Source organism: Curtobacterium sp. MCSS17_006 (assembly GCF_003234215.1).
In the GTDB taxonomy this organism is placed as follows: Bacteria; Actinomycetota; Actinomycetes; order Actinomycetales; family Microbacteriaceae; genus Curtobacterium; species Curtobacterium flaccumfaciens.
In genome coordinates, this window is sequence record NZ_QKSO01000004.1 from 103,727 (window position 1) to 121,474 (window position 17,748).

Consider the following 17,748-nt stretch of genomic DNA (forward strand, 5'->3'; position numbering starts at 1 on the left):
GCATGAGCTGGTGGGACGACGCCGACGGTGACGACTCCGACGCGGACGAGCCGTACGGGCAGTACGACGAGTCGAGCGTCCGGGTGCGTCCGAACCCGAAGGGCAACCGGCCGCGCACGAAGACCCGGCCGACGTACGACGACGCCCCCGTCGGGTGGGTGACGAACGTCGACCGCGGGCGGTTCGGCGTGCTGATCGACGACCACGTCATCACCGCGACGAAGGCCCGCGAGCTCGGCAAGAAGTCCGTCGTCACGGGCGACCACGTGTCGCTCGTCGGCGACGTCTCCGGCGACCCCGGGTCGCTCGCACGCATCGTGAAGGTCGCCGAGCGCACCACACTGCTGCGACGGAGTGCCGACGACTCCGACGAGGTCGAGCGCGTCATCGTGGCGAACGCCGACCAGATGCTCATCGTGGTGGCCGCCGCCGACCCCGAGCCGCGCACCCGCCTGATCGACCGGTACCTGGTGGCCGCGTTCGACGCCGGCCTCGACCCGATCCTCTGCATCACGAAGACCGACCTCGCCGACCCCGCTGCGTTCCTGGCGCACTTCGCCTGCCTGGACCTGCGGATCGTGACGAGCCGATCGGACGACGTCCCGTTCGAGGCGCTGCACGAGCTCCTGGACGACAAGGTGACCGTGACCGTCGGGCACTCCGGTGTCGGCAAGTCGACGCTGGTGAACGCCCTGACCGGGTCGACGCGGGCGATCGGGGTCGTGAACTCCGTGACCGGTCGGGGGCGGCACACGTCGTCGTCGTCGATCGCGCTGCAGGTCCGTGACGGCGGGTGGATCATCGACACGCCGGGTGTGCGGTCCTTCGGCCTGGGGCACGTCGACCCCGCGAACGTCTTCCGGGCGTTCGCGTCGCACGCCGTGCCGGTGCTGCCCGCGCGGGACGGCATCCCGTTGGCGCAGGCGCACGACTGGGAGATCGTCGACCGGGTGCAGGACGGGGAGCTCGGGCCGACCGGCGTGGAGCGGCTCGACTCGTTCAGGGCGCTGCTGACCGGGATGGGCGCGTCCGACCCCGGTTCCGAGTAGCGCGTCGGGGGTGCTGGCCGGGTGGTTGGCAGCTGGTCGTGCCGGCCGGGCAGTCGGCGCTGGTCAGTGCCGGCCGGGCGGGCGGGCGGCGGCTGGTCACGACACCCCGCGGTGTGTGCGTCGAGGGGTCGCGAACTGTCGGCTGGAGGGGGCGGCACCCGACACTTCGTGACCACTCGAGCGCCGGCGCGCGGTGAGTCGTGACCACTCCGGTTGCCGCGCCCCTCGCACGGTGCAGACCTCGCACCGTGCAAGGGGCGCTTGAACGGTGCGAGGTTGGGCACTCCGTGCGGGCTCGCGGGCCTCGCACGGAGTGGGCAACCTCGCACCGGACAGTGCCTCGGCACCGGGCCGGCGTCGACAAGCGCGCATCGGGGTTGTACAGTTGCGGTCGTGTCTGAAGTTGCAAAGTACAACTTTGCGCCGACCCCCGCTGTCGACGCCCCGTCCCCGAGCACGACGACGACGTCGCACGCGCACCACTCCCCCACCCACAAGTCCCCACGAGGCCCGAAGCCGCAGCGGTCCGACAGCGTCCTGCGCCCCGCCGGCCTCGGTCGCGTGCTGCGGACGTTCGCCTCGCACATCCTCGTGCCGCTGTTCCTGGCCGCCGGCATGGGCCTGGCCTACCTCGGTGCCTTCCACGCCCCGGCCCCGCAGGAACTGCCGGTCGGCATCGTCGGCCAGGGCGCGGCCACCCAGGTGTTCGCCCAGACCGTGACCGACCAGTCCGACGGCGCCCTCGTGGCCCACGTCGTCGCCTCGACGAAGGCTGCCGAGCAGCAGGTGCGCGACCGCGACCTCGCCGCCGTGTACGCACCGACGGCGACGGGTGCCACGCTCTACGTCTCGACCGCCGCGTCGGAGACCACCGCGAGCGCCGCGCAGAAGGTGTTCCTGCCGATCGCCTACGACCAGCACGTGCCGTTCCGGGTCGTCGACGTCGTGCCCACGGGCGACCAGGACACCACAGGCCAGGGGCTGTTCTTCCTGCTCGTGGCCCTGAGCGTCGGCGGGTACGCGTCCGCGATCGCCGTGGCCTCGGTCGCGACGAAGCTCCGTGCCGTGTGGACCGCGGTCATCGGGCTCGCCACCGCGGGGGTCGTCGCCGGCATCGGTGTGATCGTCGCCGGACCGATCTACGGCGTCATCACCACCCACCACTGGCAGGTGTTCCTGTTCGCCTGGCTCTACGACGCGATCATCGTCGCGCTCGGCGTCGGGCTGCACCCCGTGCTCGGCCGGTGGACCACCCCGATCCTCACGATGCTGTTCGTGATGCTGAACTTCACGTCGTCCGGCGGGATCTTCCAGCCGGCGTTCCAGCCCGGGTTCTTCGCCGCCCTGCACACCTTCTGGAGCGGTGCCGCGTGGCTGCAGGCCGCACAGGACCTGCAGTACTTCCCGGACGCCTCGCTCGGCCGGTCGTCGCTCGTGCTCGCCCTCTGGCTGGCCGCCGCGCTCCTGCTCTGCGTCGTGGTGCACGGGCTCGTCGCCCGCCGGACCCGCATCGCCCGCGAGCGCGAGGTCACCCGACTCGAGGAAGAAGAGGTCGTCGCCGTGTAGCGACGGTAGGTTGGGCGACGTGGACCTCAGCGCCGACCTGGACTTCGCCCGCTCCCTCGCCGACACCGCCGACGCGATCAGCCTCGAGCGCTTCCGTGCCGCCGACCTGCACGTGACGAAGAAGGCCGACAGCACGCACGTCACCGACGCCGACCAGGCCGTCGAACGAGCCCTGCGCGAGCGACTCGCCGCCGAGCGACCGGACGACGCGTTCCTCGGCGAGGAGACGACGGCGGACACCGGGGCCGAGGCCATCAGCGAAGGACACCGCCAGTGGGTGGTCGACCCGATCGACGGCACCGCCAACTACCTGCGCGGCGTGCCGGTGTGGGCGACCCTCATCGCGCTCGCGGTCGATGGCCGCCCGGTGCTCGGCGTCGTCAGTGCGCCCGCCCTCGGCAAGCGCTGGTGGGCGGCCGAGGGGTCCGGCGCGTTCTCACTGGACGGACCGCTCCGGGTCTCCGGGGTGTCCGAGCTCGCCGACGTGAGCCTGAGCTACAACAGCATCCAGCAGTGGGACGACGACGACCGCCTCGAGCCGCTCGTCGACCTGTCGCGCCGGGTCTGGCGCACCCGGGCCTACGGCGACATGTGGTCGTACATGATGGTGGCCGAGGGCGTCCTCGACGTCGCCGGCGAACCGGACCTGAAGCCGTGGGACATCGCAGCTCTCGTCCCCATCGTCGAAGAGGCCGGTGGCCGCTTCACCTCGCTCGACGGCGATCCCGGGCCGTGGCACGGCAGCGCCCTCGCCTCGAACGGCCTGGTGCACAACGCCGTCGTCGAGGTCATCCGCCGCGACTCCTAGGCACGGTCGGCGGGCCGGTCAGCCCCGCTCGGCGGATCCGGACGCCCCGGTGCGCTCGGCGGACCCCGCAGCCGAGTCCGAGTGCCCGGAGTCCCCGTCCGACCGCCGCGCCGCCCGACGTCGCGCCACCAGGTCCGCACCGGCAAGCACCAGTGCGAGCGCCATCAGCGACACCGTGAACGTCGTGCCACTGCGGAACGCGTCGTGGTACGCGTCGAGCCGAGCGCCGGACCCACCGGAACCCGAGCCCGCCGCCTCGCTCCGCACGATCCCGTAGAAGATGCTCGTCGCGACCGCGGTGCCGATCGCGGTGCCGACACGCTGCCCGAGCTGTTGCATCGACCCCGCCACCCCGGACTGCTCGACGGGGATCTCGGCCAGGGTCAGGGTCTGGTTCGGCGACACCACGAACCCGCCACCGAGTCCGCCGACCAGGAACGCGCCCGCCATCGCCCACGGGGTGACCTCCGGCGGGGTGGCGACGGCGGCCACCATGAGCAGCAGGAAACCGACGACGACCATCCCGAGCCCGGCGACGACCAGCGCCCGCCCGACCCGGTCGACGATCCGTCCGCCGATGTAGGAGCCCACGGCGCTCGTCGCGGCGAAGGGGATGCTCACCATGCCGGCGAACAGCGGCGAGAGCCCGAGGCCCTCCTGCAGGTACAGCGTGACCATGAGGAACGACGCCGGCAGCGCCGCGAAGTAGACGGCGACGATCGACAGCCCGTTGCGGTACGACGACAGCCGGAAGAGCTCGAAGTGCACCACGGGCGACTTGCCCTGCCGCTTGAACCGCTGCTCCCAGAGCACGAACAGCACGAGGAACACCGCGAAGCCCACCAGCCAGAACCAGCGGGTCGCGGAACCACCACCGCCGCTGGTCAGCACGAACGGCAGCATCAGGGTGATGATCGCCGCGCCGAGCAGCAGGATGCCGACGATGTCCAGTTCACGGTCCTGCGCCTTCCCCTGGGCACCCTTCGGCAGCAGGCGGACGGCGAAGAGCAGTGCGGCGATCCCGAGGGGCACGTTCATCCAGAACAGCAGCCGCCAGCCGGACTCCTCGCCGCCGATCGCGATGAGGCCACCGCCGATGGTCGGCCCGAGGGCGGTGGAGATGCCGATCATCGCCCCGAAGAGCCCGAACGCGCGGCCCCGCTCCGGCCCGCGGAACAGCTGCTGCACGAGTCCGATGACCTGGGGCATCTGGATCCCGGCGGCGAAGCCCTGCAGGATCCGCGTGACGATCAGGACCTCGATGTTCGGTGCGACGGCGCACAGCAGGCTCGATCCGGTGAACGCGCTGAGCCCCACGATGAACATGACCCGTCGGCTCTTCAGGTCTCCGAGCCGACCAGCGGGCACGAGGGCGAGGCCGAACGCCAGCGCGTACCCCGCCACGATGAGCTGGAGCGACGAACTGGTGGCCCCGAGGGACTGCTCGATCGAGGGCAGCCCGACGTTCACCTTGGACAGGTCGAGGATCGTCAGGGCCGCGACGGCGACGCACACGGCGAAGGCCCGCCACCGGGTGCGGTCATCGAGGCGGGCGTCGGTCGGTTCGGCGTTGGACATCCCGTCCTGGCTACACCTGCGACGACGAACGAGGTCCGGACAGACCTGTACCCCGGTTCCGTCCGGAGGACCCGGATCGGGGTCAGGAGGGCGGGTGCCACTCCCCCGTCGTGGCCCCCCGTACTGGGGGCACAGTTCTGGACATCTGGTCGCGGGAGTCCGCCTCGCGGACCGGTACCTGAGTTATCGTGCTCCAGACGGCAGGTCACGTGATGCTCTCGGATTCCCTAGATCCGGACGGCGGAACAGACCGGTCGTGTTCGTCCGAAGACCCTAACCCGAGGGGTGATACAGACGATGACATCATCGTTCCCGAGCGGAACCGAGTGCACCCACACTCGTCGACCGCATCCAATCCACGACAGTTCCGGCGCGCGCTCAGTCGCCGCCGCTCGTCCGCACTCCGCCACGGTCACCCGCCGTGCAGCAGTCCGGTCCGCCTCAGTGCGCCCCGTCGCAGCGACCCCCGTGTTCGCCGACGCCCTCCTCGCAGCATCCGCCTCCGGACCCGGAGGCCGGTGAGTCATGGCACTCACCGGTCGACGTCTCGAGGTCGACCGGATCGCGACCCTCGCAGTGCTCCCACGGGAGTCCGCGATGGTCGTGGTCGGCGACCCTGGTTCCGGACGCAGCAGCGTCCTCGACGCGGTCTCGAACCGCGTTTCCCTCCCCGTCGTCCGGGTCGGTGTCAACGGGAGTGAATCCCGCTGGCCACTGGCCGGGGTGACCTCCCTGTTCACCGCGCTCGACGACCCCCGAGCGACCGCGCACATCGCCCACCTGCTGCAGGCCGGCGGGACCGCGGCCGCCGTGACGGCCGGGCTGGCGGCGGCGCACGACTTCCTCGACGCCGTGCACGCCCTGACCCTCCCGCCGACGCTCGTCCTCATCGACGACCTCGACCGGATGGACGCAGAGAGCCAGGAACTCATCGCGTTCCTCGCCGGACGACTCGCGGGCACCGCCCTGCGCGTCGTGGCGACGGTCCGCTCGGTGCCGTCGGACGGTCCGCTCGCGGCCCTGCCGACCCTGCGCATCGAACCGCTGGCCTCGGACGAGGCACTGATCCTCGCCCGGGCCATGGCACCGGCCGAGGCGAACGACGGCGTCCTCGCCGTCCTCGCCGAGGAGACCGGTGGCAACCCCGGCGCGCTCCGCGAACAGCTCGCGGTGCTCACCCGGGAGCAGCTCACCGGCGCGGAGCCGATCGTGCTCCCGCTCCGACCCACTCCGACGACCGAGGCCATCGCGGCACTCGCACTCGGGCCCGCCGCGGGACGCGATCTGGACGTCCTCGCGAAGCTCGCCCTGGTGCCCGTCGCGAAGACCACGGCGTGGGACCGCGACGAGCTGGACGACCTGGTCGGGGCCGGTCTCGCGACCGTCCGCGGCCAGAGCGTCACCGTCCGGCACCCGCTGGTCCGTTCCGCGCTCTACTGGCGGATGCCCGCTCGTGACCGTCGTGCGGCACACGCCGAGCTGGCGACGGCGAGCGCGGAGACCGACCCGCGGTCGGCCGCGTGGCACCGGAGCTTCGTCGACGACGTCCCCGACGTGGTGGCGCTGCTCCAGGCCGCACGGTCGTACGTCGTGGACGGCAACGTGCACGCCGCGATCGCCCTGACCGAGCGTGCACTGCACGTCGGTGGCGGGACCGAGGACGAGCACGTCGCGCTCCTCGGGGTCGCGGAGGCCATGCTCGGCAAGCGCCTGCTCGGCTTCGCCGCGCGGTACCTCGCGGCGCTCCGTCCGTTCCGGACGACGCCGAACGAGGTCCGCCGGCTCCGCCTGCAGTACTCGGCCGAGTACCTCAGCGGTGACGCCGTGCACGCGGACGAGCTGCTCGTCCCCGTCGACGCGACCGACCCGGCCGAGGTGGACGCCGTCGCCGGGCTGATGGCCATGGTGGCGTGCTTCCGTGCCGAGGCGTGGGAGCTCGACCAGGCCAAGGACCTGCTGCACCGGATCGAACCGCTCGAGGGGTCGGCGTCCGCGCACACCCTCGAGATCGCGACGACCGCGCGGGAGCTCATCGCCGCCGTGGACGGCGTGCTGCCGCCCGACACCGAGCTGCACGACGGGCTCGCGACGTCGGAGCTCGTGGCGATGTCCGACCCGGCCCTGCTGCTCCTCGCCCACGCGCTGAGCATCGGCGAGCGCTACCGGAGCGCGCGACGGGTGTTCGCACTCGTGCTCGCCCGGGGGCAGGAGACCGCGGCGGTGTGGACCGAGGCGGCGCGCTACCTGACGGCCGAGAACGAGGTGCGCTCCGGGAACTTCCGGCAGGCTCTCCGCGCGATCGACGTGTGGGAGTCCGGTTCGTCCGTCGCCGAGCGGTTGCGTGAGCCCTCCCGGGCGATCGCCGTCGCGTGGCGGCACTTCGCCGAGGGCCGTTCCGCCGAGGCGCTCGACGTCGTGGACCGGTGCCTCGCGCACCGTTCGACGAGTCGGCTCTGGGGTGCGACGGCGAAGCTGCACGCGCTCCGCGGCAAGGTCCTGCTGCTCGACGGCCGCCTCGACGAGGCAGCCACCGCGCTCGAGGCAGCCGACGCCATCGGTCGGTCGCTCCGGAACCCCGCGGTGCTCCGGCACCTCGGCGACCTGGTCGAGGCGTACGTGCGGCTCGGACGGATCGACGACGCCCGGACGATCACGGCCCGCCTGGCGGCGGACCACCACGCCCGGCCCGGACGCTGGGGTGCCCTGGTGCTGGCGCGGAGCCTCGCGCTCGTCGCCGACGACACCACCCGCGAGCCGGCCCGTCGCCGTGCGCTGGAGCTGTTCCAGCCGCACGACTCGCAGTACGAACGGGCTCGCACGTTCGCGGCGTTGGCCGCGGTCGGCAACCCGGCGGAACGGCCGCGTCTCGGCGCGGCGGCCGCAGCGGCGTACGAGGCGGCCGGCCTGCGTCGACCGCTCGTGACGCCGGCGCCGGCTCCGGCGATGCCGCAGTTCGGCACGGGCTCGTCGTCGATCCGGTCCGCACCGGTGCTCTCGCCGGCGTTCCCCGGGACGCCGCGCAGCGCCCCCGACGCATCGGCGGTGCTCACGTCGCTGACCGCCGAGGAGCGTGCGGTGGTGCAGAAGGTCACCGAGGGCTACCGCAACCGCGAGATCGCCTCGTCGCTGTTCATGTCGCAGCGCACGGTGGAGCTGCGGCTCACGCAGATCTACCGCAAGGTCGGCGCGCGGTCGCGATCGCACCTGGTCGCGCTCCTCACGTAGGAGAGGCACATCCAACCGGGCTCGCAGGCTCGCCCGGCGCTGGGTCCGCGCGCCGCTGGCGCGTCGCTCAGAGCGAAGACCGCGCGGACGGGAGGCCCGGTACCAGCTGGTACCGGGCCTCCTGTCTGCGCGCGGTTGCGGGAGTCCGCACGCGACCGCAGCGCGGTGTGCCCCCGCACGCGGGGAACCGCAAGAGCGTCCGACGGGTGTTGCCGTGTGGTCGGCGGCGGGTGAGGCTTCTCCTGCACCGACCGCCGTGCCCCTCCCCCGGGGGCCAGCCCGCGGTACCCCGTCCGGTACCCGAACCCCTCGGCCCAACGACACCGACGTCCGTCCTCGCCTGATCCGAGGACGGGCGTCGGTTCCCGGGCCGGGAGGCCCTGGACGCGCGGCAGACCCGACGGCGGTCGGTGCCGCACCACTTCCACCTCCCCGTTCCACCCACCCTCGTTCCCCCGAAGGGACAGCCGATGTGCGGCATCATCGCGGCCCGCGTGTCTGACGACGCGACCCCCTACCTGCTCGACGGACTCGAACGACTCGAGTACCGCGGGTACGACTCCGCCGGCATCGCCGTCCGGACGGCCGTCGGCCGCACCGAGACGATCCGCTCGGTCTCCCGCGTCGGCGACCTGCGCACGCTCGTCGCTGCGCGCTCCGGTGACGCGCTCACCGGCGTCGGCATCGGTCACACCCGCTGGGCCACGCACGGTGCCGTGCGCGAGGCGAACGCACACCCGCACGCCGACTGCACCGGCCGGATCTCGATCGTGCACAACGGCATCATCGAGAACGCGGAGCGACTGCGGCAGACGCTCGAGGCGCAGGGCCACCGCTTCCGGTCCGACGTCGACTCCGAGGTCATCGCGCACCTGGTCGAGCGCGCCCTGGCGGTCGACCCGGACCTGATGCTCGCGGTGCAGATCGCGACGGCGCAGCTCGAGGGCTCGTGGGCGATCGTGGTCCTGGACGCCCGGGACGGCCGCATGGTCGTGGCGGCGGACCGTTCGCCGCTCGTCGTCGCCCGCTCCGGCCGCGGTGACTTCGTGGCGAGCGACATCGGCGCGATCGCCGAGTGGTGCGAGACCTTCGTGGCGCTGCGCGACGGCGACGTCGTCGAGCTCGGCGAGGCCTGGACCTGGTCGTCCGACGGCATCACGGTGCCCGTGCCGTTCCCCACGCCGTCCCCGTTCGCCGCCGCCGCGCTCGACCTCGGCGACCACACCGACCACATGGCGAAGGAGATCGACGAGCAGGCCGACGTCGTCGCCACGATCCTGGACCGGGTGACCCGCCGCACCGCCGACGGCAGCATGTGGGTGGGCCTCGGCCTGGCCGGCTTCCACCGGCTGGCGATCGTCGCCTGCGGCACGTCGCTGAACGCCGGCCAGGTGATCGCGACCGCACTGCGCGGGATCGGTGGTGTGCCGACCGACATCGTCGTCGCGAGCGAGGCCGACCAGGCCGTGCTCGGCCCGGGCACCCTGGTCGTCGCGATCAGCCAGTCCGGCGAGACGGCCGACGTGCTCCGCGCCCTCGACCGGTTCGAGGACCGCCATCCGGTGCTCGCGCTGACGAACAACATGCACTCCTCGCTCGCCCGACGGGCCGACGCCGTGCTGGACTGCCACGCCGGCCCGGAGATCGGGGTCGCCGCCACGAAGACGTTCACGGCGCAGGTCGTCGTCGGGGTCGCGGCGATGATCTCCGCGATGGTGGCCTCCGGTCGCATCGAACCGTCGCACGCGCAGGTGCTCGTCGATGAGCTGCTCGACCTGCCGGCCCGGATCGAGCACGCCGCGCGCGTGTCCGCCGAGCGGATGCCGCTGCTGGTGTCGAGCGTCAAGGAGGCGACCGGGTTCCTGTTCCTCGGCCGCGGTGCCGGGCTGCCGTACGCCGCCGAGGGAGCCCTGAAGCTCAAGGAGCTCAGCTACCGCTGGGCCGAGGCGTACCCCGCCGGTGAACTCAAGCACGGGCCGCTCGCGCTGGTGGACGACGGCACCCCGGTGGTCGTCATCGACCACGGTGAGCCGAAGATCCAGTCGGCGATCGCCGAGGTCCGGGCCCGCGGCGGCTTCGTCATCACGATCGGCGGCGAGTCCGCGGACATCCCCGCCCTTGGCCGCCGTGGCACCGGTGACCTGGCCTGGGGCGCGATGACCGCGCCGTGGGGTCCGCTCGAGGCCGTCGTGCCGCTGCAGATGCTGGCCCGCGAGCTCGCCCTGCAGCTCGGGTGCGACGTCGACAAACCCCGGAACCTGGCGAAGTCGGTGACGGTCGAATAGCCGGGCGCCGACGCGTGAACCGCCTGACGGTCTTCCTCGCCGTCCTCACCGCCCTGGCGATCGCCGGCACCGTGGTCCTGGTCACGGTGGTGCTGACGACGCCCGTGCTCCCCTGACGCCGATCCCGCAGGGTCTTCCTGGGCGGGGCTGCGATGCTGGTCACTTGACCACCGCAGCCCCGCCCCTCGTCTTCGTCGCGCTCCTCGTCGGCGCCGTCCTGCCGTTCGTGCCGTTCGTCGGCCGGGTGGCCCGCATCGCCGCGACCATCGCGCACGAGGTCGGGCACGCGATCGTCGTCGTGCCGTTCGGCGGGCGGATCCAGCGGATCGAGCTGCACCCGGACGGGTCCGGCGAGGCCTGGGTCCAGCTCGGCCGGGTGCCCGGCGGCATCCGGTGGCTCGTCCGGATCCTGAACCTGTACGCCGGGTACAGCGCACCCCTGTGGGCGGGGGTGCTCCTGGTGACCGGGGTGCTGCACGGCTCCCGCTGGCTGCCCGTGGTGGTGCTCGCGGTCATCGGGCTCGTCGCGCTGGCGTTCGTCCGGAACTGGTTCGGCCTGCTCGTCGTGCTCGGCTTCGACGCGCTCGCCCTGTGGGTGGCCGTCCGCCCGTCCGAGGCCACCGTCCTGGTGGTCGCCGCCGTCGGGGCCTTCTTCGTCGTCGACGGCCTGCGCTCGGTGGTGCAGGTCGGTCGGTGGCTGCTCACCGGCGCCCGGGTGCAGACTGACTTCCACATCGCCGCGGCCGAGATGCGGGTGCCGGCGTCCCTGTGGTTCGTGCTGTTCGTCGCCGTGAACGCCGTCGCGGTGTGGCTGGCACGCGAGCCGCTGCTCCAGGTCTGGGACACCGTCGTCACCGGGGTCCGCGCGCTCGTCTGAGGCTGCGCTCGCGTAACCGGGGGCCGCAATCGCCTGTCCGCGCCGAGCGGCTGCGAGGCTACCGCCAGACGACCCCCGGAGGTGTCCCATGGCGACCGACGACCACGGCTTCGCGACCGAGCAGGTACACGGCGGCTTCGTGCCCGACGCCGGGCACGGTGCCCGGGTCCCCGCGATCCACATGTCCTCCGGGTTCCTGTTCGACGACTTCGACCAGGCCCGCGACCGCTTCGCCGACACCGACGACGGCTACACCTACACGCGCCTCGGCAACCCCACGAACGCCGACGTCGAGCGTCGCGTGGCGCTGCTCGAACGCGGTGTCCAGGCGATCCTGGTCGGCAGTGGTCAGGCGGCGGCGACCGTGGCGTTCCTCGGCCTGCTGCAGGCCGGCGACCACGTCGTCAGCGCCCGGAGCATCTACGAGGGCACCCGCGGGCTGCTGCTGCAGAACCTCGGCCGGCTCGGCATCGAGGTCGACTTCGTCACCGATGCCCGCGACCTCGACGCCTGGGCCGCCGCGGTCCGACCGAACACGAAGGCGTTCTTCGCCGAGACGATCCCGAACCCGAAGAACGACGTCCTCGACATCACCGGCGTCGCCGAGACCGCGCACCGCGCCGGCGTCCCGCTGATCGTCGACAACACCCTCGCCACGCCGTACCTGGTGCGCCCGGTCGAGCACGGTGCGGACATCGTCGTGCACTCGGCGTCGAAGTTCCTCTCCGGGCACGGCGCCGGACTCGGCGGCGTGGTCGTCGACGGCGGCCGCTTCGACTGGTCCGCCGCCCCCGAGCGCTGGACCCACCTGACCAGCCCCGAACGGTCCCTCGGCGGCGAGAGCTACGTCGACCGGTACGGCAACCGGGCCTTCGCCGTGTTCGCCCGCGACGTCGTCGCCGCACGCATCGGCCCGGCGCCGTCCCCGTTCAACGCGTTCCTGCTCCGCCAGGGCATCGAGACGCTGTCGCTGCGGGTGGAACGCCACTGCGCGAACGCGCTGGCCGTCGCGTCCTGGCTGGACCAGCAGCCGGAGGTGACGAGCGTCGACCACGCGGGCCTGGCCTCCAGTCCGTTCCACGACCTCGCCCAGCGCTACCTGCCCCGCGGGGCCGGGTCCGTCTTCGCCTTCACGCTCGCCGGTGGCGAAGCCGCCGCGCGGGCGTTCATCGACGCCGTGCAGCTGTTCAGCCGGATGACCCACCTGGGCGACGTCCGCTCGCTGATCCTGCACCCGGCGACCACCACGCACGCCGGCCGCACGCCGGAGGAGCGAGCCGAGCAGGGCATCGACGACGGCCTGATCCGGCTGTCGGTCGGCATCGAGGACGTCGCGGACCTGCTCCGCGACCTGGAACGCGGGTTCGCCGCGGTGCGGTCCGCAGACGCCGCCGCCGGCCTGGAGGCACGTGGAGCGTCCGACGCGCAGCGCACGGCAGTCGGTGGGCCGGCCCTCGACCGGCAGGAGCGCTGAATGGCCGAGCTGCAGCACTTCGGGTACTTCTTCTCGCGCGGCTTCGGCCCGCAGGCCTGGGGCCGGTCCGACTGGGACTGGGGCCACGACTGGACGAAGCCGGACCTGTACCAGGAGTCCGTCCGGACGCTCGAGCAGGCCGGCATGGACCTGGTGATCGCCGAGGACGCCGTCTCGCTCGGCTCCCCCGCGACCCTCGACCTGCGCATCCGGCAGGCGTACGGCGGCCCGAAGCACGACCCGCTGCTGCTCGCCCCGTACCTGTTCGCCGCGACCTCGCACATCGGCATCGCGCCGACCGTCAACGCGGGCATCACCCCGCCGTACCTGGCGGCACGGCAGTTCGCGACCCTGGCGCACCTGTCCTCGGACCGTCTGGGTATCAACGTCGTCACCGACGTCGGCAGCGCACGCCACGCCGGCCTGCCGCCGCTGCCGCACGACCAGGCGTACGACCGCGCCGAGGAGTGGATCACGCTGCTCCGCCGGCTCTGGCACTCGTGGGGCGACGCGTACGTCGGCTCACCGGACTCGTGGCACTTCGCGGACGGCGACGCGCTCGACGCGTTCCACCACGAGGGCACCCACTTCACCGCCGACGGTCCGCTCAACGCCCTGCCGCTGGCGTCGGACCCCGTGGTCGTCTCCCCCGGTGGCTCGGGCCGAGGGCTCGCGTTCGCCGGGACCCACTCGGACGTGCAGCTCGCGCTCGCGCCGCTGTCCGCCGCCGCGGTGACGGAGTACCGAGCACGGGTGATCGCGGCAGCCGAGGCCGCAGGGCGGTCCACCGCGGACCTGCGGATCCTGTTCGTGCTCAAGCCCGTGATCGTGTCCTCACCGGAGGAGGCCGACCGCATCGTCGCGGCGTCCGAACACCCCACCGACGACGCGCTGCGTGCGGCGGCGATCGCGTGGTCGAGCGACTCCGAGACCGACCTGCTCGCACTCGACCTGGACGCCCCGGTGCCCGACGGGACCTTCGGGGAGCACGTCTCGGCCGGCACGATCCGCGGGCTGCTCGGGGACACCCCGGACGCACCGCTGCGGGAGCTGCTCACCCGCAAGGCGCGGCAGGGGCGGATCGCGCCTGGGTCGGGATCGCGGTCCGGGTTCGTGGGGACCGCGGACGAGTTCGCGGACTTCATCGAGGAGCTCGGCAGCGACGCCGACAACGACGGGATCATCTTCTCGGGCGACCTGCACCCGGCGCAGATCCACCGGATGTTCGGTGACCTGGTGCCGGTGCTCCGGCGCCGAGGGCTCCTGCGACGGGAGTACGGCGCCGGAGGGATCCGGGCGAACCTGTTCGACTTCTAGCGGGAGCGGCTGCGGGCGCCCCGTCGACCGTTCGGTCCGGATCCGCGGTCCGGACGGTCGATGTGCCGCACCACGCGTCGGCGCGAGGCTGGACCCACCACACCGAACGGAAGGACCATCCCCATGCGTCTCCCCCGCACCCTCGTCGCCACCGCCGCTGCAGCCCTCGCCGTCACCGGCATCACGGCCGGCGCTGCCGTCACCTCGTCGAACAGCGCCACCGCCGATGTCCGCACCGCCACGGACGCCCGCACCGTCGCGGTCACCGGCGACGCCGTCGTCGAGTCGAAGCGGCTCAGTTCCGCCGACGCCATGCGGGCGGCCTCGGCCGCCCTCGCCGCCGCAGAGGCGGACGGCGCCGGCTTCGTCAGCGTCTCGGTCGTCGACCGCAACGGCCAGCTGCAGGCCTTCGTGCGCGGGGAGAACGCCGCGTCCCACACGATCAGCGCATCACGGCAGAAGGCGTACACCGCCGCAGCCTTCGGGTCGCCGACGTCCGAACTCGCGAAGCGCGCCACGGGCGACAACGCCGGGCTGAAGGACCTGCCCGGCACGCTGTTCCTCGCCGGGGCCGTGCCGGTCAAGGCGGGCGAGGCCTCCATCGGCGGCATCGGTGTCGGCGGCACCCCGTCCGGCGCCACGGACCAGGAGTACGCGCAGGCGGGGCTCGACGCGATCACGAAGTGACCCGGCAGCGCTGAGTCGATCGTGACGACGGCGGAGCGACCATCGGTCGCCCCGCCGTCGTCACGTCGTCACGTCGTCACGTCGTCACGTCGTCACGTCGTCACGTCGTCGGGCGAGCGTGCGGTTTGCGCCTGGCCGTCGAAGGCGATGATGCCCCGTCGGGTGGCCTCGGCCACCGCGCCGGCCCGGCCGTCGACACCCAGCTTCGCGAACACCCGCACCAGGTGCGTCTTCACCGTCGACTCGCTCATGAAGAGCCGCCCCGCGATCACCCGGTTCGTCGAGCCGTCGGCGAGCAGTTCGAGCACGTCGAGCTCACGAGGGGTCAGGGCCTCGTCCGGTCGTCGACCACGGTCGAGCATGCGTTCCGCCACGGCCCGCGCGTACACGGCGGTCCCGGTGGCGGCGGCCCGGACCGCGGCGGCGAGTTCCTCGGCCGTGGCGTCCTTGAGCAGGTACCCCGTCGCCCCGGCATCGAGCGCCCGCATGATCGCCACGTCGGTCCCCGTGGCCGTGAACACCAGCACGCGGGTGGTCCGCACCAGTCCGGGGATCAGGTCGACGCCGTTCCGCGTCCCCAGACCCAGGTCGAGCACGACGACGTCCGGGGCAGCCTCGGCGACCAGGGCGGTCACGGCTTCCGGGTCCCCGGTCGACGCGACGACGTCGATGTCGGGGAAGGTGCCGAGGATCGCAGCGACACCGGCCCGGAGCACCGGATGGTCGTCGACGAGCAGGACGCGGGTCATGGTTCCTCCAACGGGACGGTCGCCCGCAGCACCGTACCGTCCGGGCCGGAGCGGATGTCGAGCGTGCCGCCGACGGCCTCGAGGCGCCGGCGCATCATCGTCAGGCCGTGGCCCCCGGTCGGCCCGGGCGTGACCGGCAGGCCCGGGTCGAAGCCGCCGCCGTCGTCGCGGACGACGACCGCGACCGAGTCGTCCTGGTTCCGGAGCTCCAGCGAGATCAATGCGGCGCCGGCGTGCCGTTCGGCGTTGCCGAGCGCCCCCTGCGCGCTCCGCAGCAGGGCCAGTGCACGCATCGGGGTCACCGTCTGCGGCTCCCCGACCGCCGACCAGCGGGCGCCCACGCGCTCGGCGGCCGTGGAGAGCGCGGCCGTCAACGAGTCGGTCAGCCCGTCCGCCGCGCCGTTCGCCGACTCGCCGGCGTCCGGTCGGTCTGCTCCGAGGCCGTCGACGAGCGCGCGGGTGTCCACCACCGCGCTGCGCAGTGCACGGCGTGCCTGCTGTGCCAGGGCATCGTCCCCGGACCGTTCCGCCGCTTCGGTCAGGAACAGTGCGCCCGCCACCGACTGCACCACGGTGTCGTGGAGCTCAGCGGCGACGTGCTGGCGGGCTTCGAGCGCACCGGCCCGCCGCTCGGAGGCAACGAGTCGGGCGCGGGTGGCGACGAGCTGCCGGACGGTTCGCGATCGCTCGTGCAGTGCCACTCGCGACACCACGATCGCGGCGAGGAACACCGAGCCGGACAGCAGACACCCCACGAGCAGCCCCGGGTCGTCGTTCCCGGTCAGGCGGGGCACCGAGACCGCGGCGACGACGAGCGCCGCTGCGCTGGCGAGCGTGGCCGGGACGACCCGCATGGTCGTCTGCAGCAGGACCACCAGCGGGACGACGCTCCACGCGGCGCTCGGGGCGACCACGACGAGCACGACGGTGAGGAGCACGAGTCCGAGGGGTACCGCGACGGGAACCGGCCGGCGGAGGAGCACGACGGCGCTGGCCGAACCCGCTGCGATCAGGGCGACCCCGAGCGTGACCGCGACGACGTGGTTCGGCTCACCGGCGTGGAACTGGTGGTACCGCAGCGTCCCGACGGCGGTGACGAGCGCCAGGGCTGCGGCGGCGAGGGTGCTCGCCCGGCGGCTGAGGAGCCGGCCCAGCCCGCGCCAGGACGACGAGGGTGGGACCGGGGGCACCGCACCAGGGTACGGACCCCCGGTCGGAGATCTGCTGTGCCGCCCCTGCTACTTCTTGGACTTCTTCTTGTCGTCGTCCTTCTTGGACTTCTTCTTCTTGTCGTCGTCCTTCTTGGACTTCTTCTTGTCGTCGTCCTTCTTGGACTTCTTCTTGTCGTCGTCCTTCTTCGACTTCTTCTTCTTGCCGTCGTCCTTCTTCGACTTCGCCTTGCTGGCGCCCGTCGGCAGCGGCAGCACGGCCGACACGGCCTCCGGCTCCGCCTGCGAGGCGTCATCGTCGGCGTCGGTCTCGCCGGACGCAGCCTCGGTCTCGGGCGACTCCACCCCGTCGATCCGCTCGACGACCACGGCCGAGCCGGTGTCCAGCTCGACGTCGACCGCGTGCTCCTCGAGCACCGGTGCCAAGGCGTCGGCAACCCGCTCGACCGTCAGGACGGCGTCTGCTTCGGCGAGCCGGAGCAACGCCTGCGCGGTCCGGACCCGGGTGGTCGTCTTGCGCTCGAGGACGTCGGACCGTGCCCCCTCGAGGAACGTGCGCAGCGAGCGTTCCACGGCGGAGCGTCCGCGCGGTGCGGCGCGGTCGAGCCGATCGAGTTCCCCGGCGACCCCCGAGACGTCGTCGGCGACGTGCTCGTGGCGGACCGAATCGATGAGCGCGGCGATGGCAGCTGCGGCACGCTCGACCCCGACGGAGCGCTGGTCGAGCACGACGAGCATCTCGACCACCGAGCCGTACGTGACGGTCTCGAGCCGCACCGGTTCGGCGCCGCGGCCGCGCACGACCAGGCGGGTGTCGGGGTTCGGCAGCCATGCGGCGAGGGCGGCGACCGTGGCGACGGAGCCCACGATCCGCTCGTACTCGCTGAGCACCACTCGTTCCTGCTCCCGCAGACGGACACGGATCGCGATCTCCTGCACCACGTGCTGACCTCTCGTTCGGGGT

Annotated in this window: 13 protein-coding genes; 9 read left to right on the forward strand and 4 right to left on the reverse strand. The window is 72.7% G+C overall.

Features of this window, described 5'->3' with window-relative positions; all coding sequences use genetic code 11:
- The first annotated feature begins 2 nt into the window (after positions 1-2).
- The 3 genes from rsgA to DEJ21_RS05750 all read left to right on the forward strand — a co-directional run bounded on the left by rsgA (position 3) and on the right by DEJ21_RS05750 (position 3,423).
- On the forward strand, positions 3-1,049 hold the full coding sequence (rsgA, locus tag DEJ21_RS05740; protein ID WP_111223993.1) for a ribosome small subunit-dependent GTPase A: 1,047 nt from the start codon (positions 3-5) through the stop codon (positions 1,047-1,049).
- Between the two features lie 393 nt (positions 1,050-1,442).
- The gene (locus DEJ21_RS05745; RefSeq protein WP_146247704.1) at positions 1,443-2,615 is read left to right on the forward strand and encodes a hypothetical protein; all 1,173 of its coding nucleotides are present in this window, start codon (positions 1,443-1,445) and stop codon (positions 2,613-2,615) included.
- 19 nt (positions 2,616-2,634) lie between these two features.
- Positions 2,635-3,423 carry an inositol monophosphatase family protein gene (locus DEJ21_RS05750; protein ID WP_111223995.1) on the forward strand — a complete coding sequence of 263 codons (789 nt, stop codon included), beginning with the start codon at positions 2,635-2,637 and terminating at the stop codon, positions 3,421-3,423.
- 18 nt (positions 3,424-3,441) lie between these two features.
- Here DEJ21_RS05750 and DEJ21_RS05755 read toward each other — a convergent pair whose 3' ends face one another.
- A complete protein-coding gene (locus tag DEJ21_RS05755; protein WP_111223996.1) occupies positions 3,442-5,001 on the reverse strand; it encodes an MFS transporter in 1,560 nt (519 codons plus the stop codon).
- Between the two features lie 525 nt (positions 5,002-5,526).
- On the opposite strand from DEJ21_RS05755, the gene DEJ21_RS05760 reads away from it, so the two are divergent.
- The 6 genes from DEJ21_RS05760 (at position 5,527) to DEJ21_RS05785 (ending at position 14,866) form a co-directional block, all read left to right on the forward strand.
- Complete coding sequence (locus DEJ21_RS05760; protein ID WP_111223997.1) at positions 5,527-8,226, forward strand: LuxR family transcriptional regulator; 2,700 nt, start codon at positions 5,527-5,529, stop codon at positions 8,224-8,226.
- A 470-nt stretch (positions 8,227-8,696) separates the two neighbouring features.
- A complete protein-coding gene (gene glmS, locus DEJ21_RS05765) occupies positions 8,697-10,511 on the forward strand; it encodes a glutamine--fructose-6-phosphate transaminase (isomerizing) (protein WP_111223998.1) in 1,815 nt (604 codons plus the stop codon).
- Between the two features lie 163 nt (positions 10,512-10,674).
- Complete coding sequence (locus DEJ21_RS05770; protein WP_071406357.1) at positions 10,675-11,388, forward strand: M50 family metallopeptidase; 714 nt, start codon at positions 10,675-10,677, stop codon at positions 11,386-11,388.
- Positions 11,389-11,476: 88 nt separating this feature from the next.
- Positions 11,477-12,862: an O-acetylhomoserine aminocarboxypropyltransferase/cysteine synthase family protein gene (locus DEJ21_RS05775; protein ID WP_111224000.1), complete on the forward strand. Its 1,386-nt coding sequence runs from the start codon at positions 11,477-11,479 to the stop codon at positions 12,860-12,862.
- Complete coding sequence (locus DEJ21_RS05780) at positions 12,863-14,179, forward strand: LLM class flavin-dependent oxidoreductase (protein WP_111224001.1); 1,317 nt, start codon at positions 12,863-12,865, stop codon at positions 14,177-14,179. It abuts the gene before it with no gap.
- A 123-nt stretch (positions 14,180-14,302) separates the two neighbouring features.
- Positions 14,303-14,866 (forward strand): heme-binding protein, encoded by a 564-nt coding sequence (locus tag DEJ21_RS05785; RefSeq protein ID WP_111224002.1) that lies wholly within the window; start codon positions 14,303-14,305, stop codon positions 14,864-14,866.
- Between the two features lie 92 nt (positions 14,867-14,958).
- Here the strand turns inward: DEJ21_RS05785 and DEJ21_RS05790 are convergent, their stop codons facing one another.
- Genes DEJ21_RS05790 through DEJ21_RS05800 form a run of 3 tightly spaced genes read right to left on the reverse strand, consistent with a single transcriptional unit; the run spans position 14,959 to position 17,726 of the window.
- The gene (locus DEJ21_RS05790) at positions 14,959-15,615 is read right to left on the reverse strand and encodes a response regulator transcription factor (RefSeq protein WP_111224003.1); all 657 of its coding nucleotides are present in this window, start codon (positions 15,613-15,615) and stop codon (positions 14,959-14,961) included.
- Entirely contained in the window at positions 15,612-16,805 is a 1,194-nt protein-coding gene (locus DEJ21_RS05795; RefSeq protein ID WP_111224004.1) for a sensor histidine kinase, read from the reverse strand. The genes DEJ21_RS05790 and DEJ21_RS05795 overlap by 4 nt, the downstream gene beginning before the upstream one ends.
- A 48-nt stretch (positions 16,806-16,853) precedes the next feature.
- Positions 16,854-17,726, reverse strand: coding sequence for a hypothetical protein (locus DEJ21_RS05800; RefSeq protein WP_111224005.1), 873 nt, complete (start codon positions 17,724-17,726; stop codon positions 16,854-16,856).
- Between the last annotated feature and the right edge of the window lie 22 nt (positions 17,727-17,748).

Excerpts from the sequence above, each read along its gene's own strand:
- rsgA (WP_111223993.1), top strand. The coding sequence starts at position 3 with ATGAGCTGGTGGGACGACGCCGACGGTGACGACTCCGACGCGGACGAG.
- DEJ21_RS05755 (WP_111223996.1), bottom strand. The coding sequence starts at position 5,001 with ATGTCCAACGCCGAACCGACCGACGCCCGCCTCGATGACCGCACCCGG.
- DEJ21_RS05760 (WP_111223997.1), top strand. The coding sequence starts at position 5,527 with ATGGCACTCACCGGTCGACGTCTCGAGGTCGACCGGATCGCGACCCTC.
- glmS (WP_111223998.1), top strand. The coding sequence starts at position 8,697 with ATGTGCGGCATCATCGCGGCCCGCGTGTCTGACGACGCGACCCCCTAC.
- DEJ21_RS05775 (WP_111224000.1), top strand. The coding sequence starts at position 11,477 with ATGGCGACCGACGACCACGGCTTCGCGACCGAGCAGGTACACGGCGGC.
- DEJ21_RS05780 (WP_111224001.1), top strand. The coding sequence starts at position 12,863 with ATGGCCGAGCTGCAGCACTTCGGGTACTTCTTCTCGCGCGGCTTCGGC.
- DEJ21_RS05785 (WP_111224002.1), top strand. The coding sequence starts at position 14,303 with ATGCGTCTCCCCCGCACCCTCGTCGCCACCGCCGCTGCAGCCCTCGCC.
- DEJ21_RS05790 (WP_111224003.1), bottom strand. The coding sequence starts at position 15,615 with ATGACCCGCGTCCTGCTCGTCGACGACCATCCGGTGCTCCGGGCCGGT.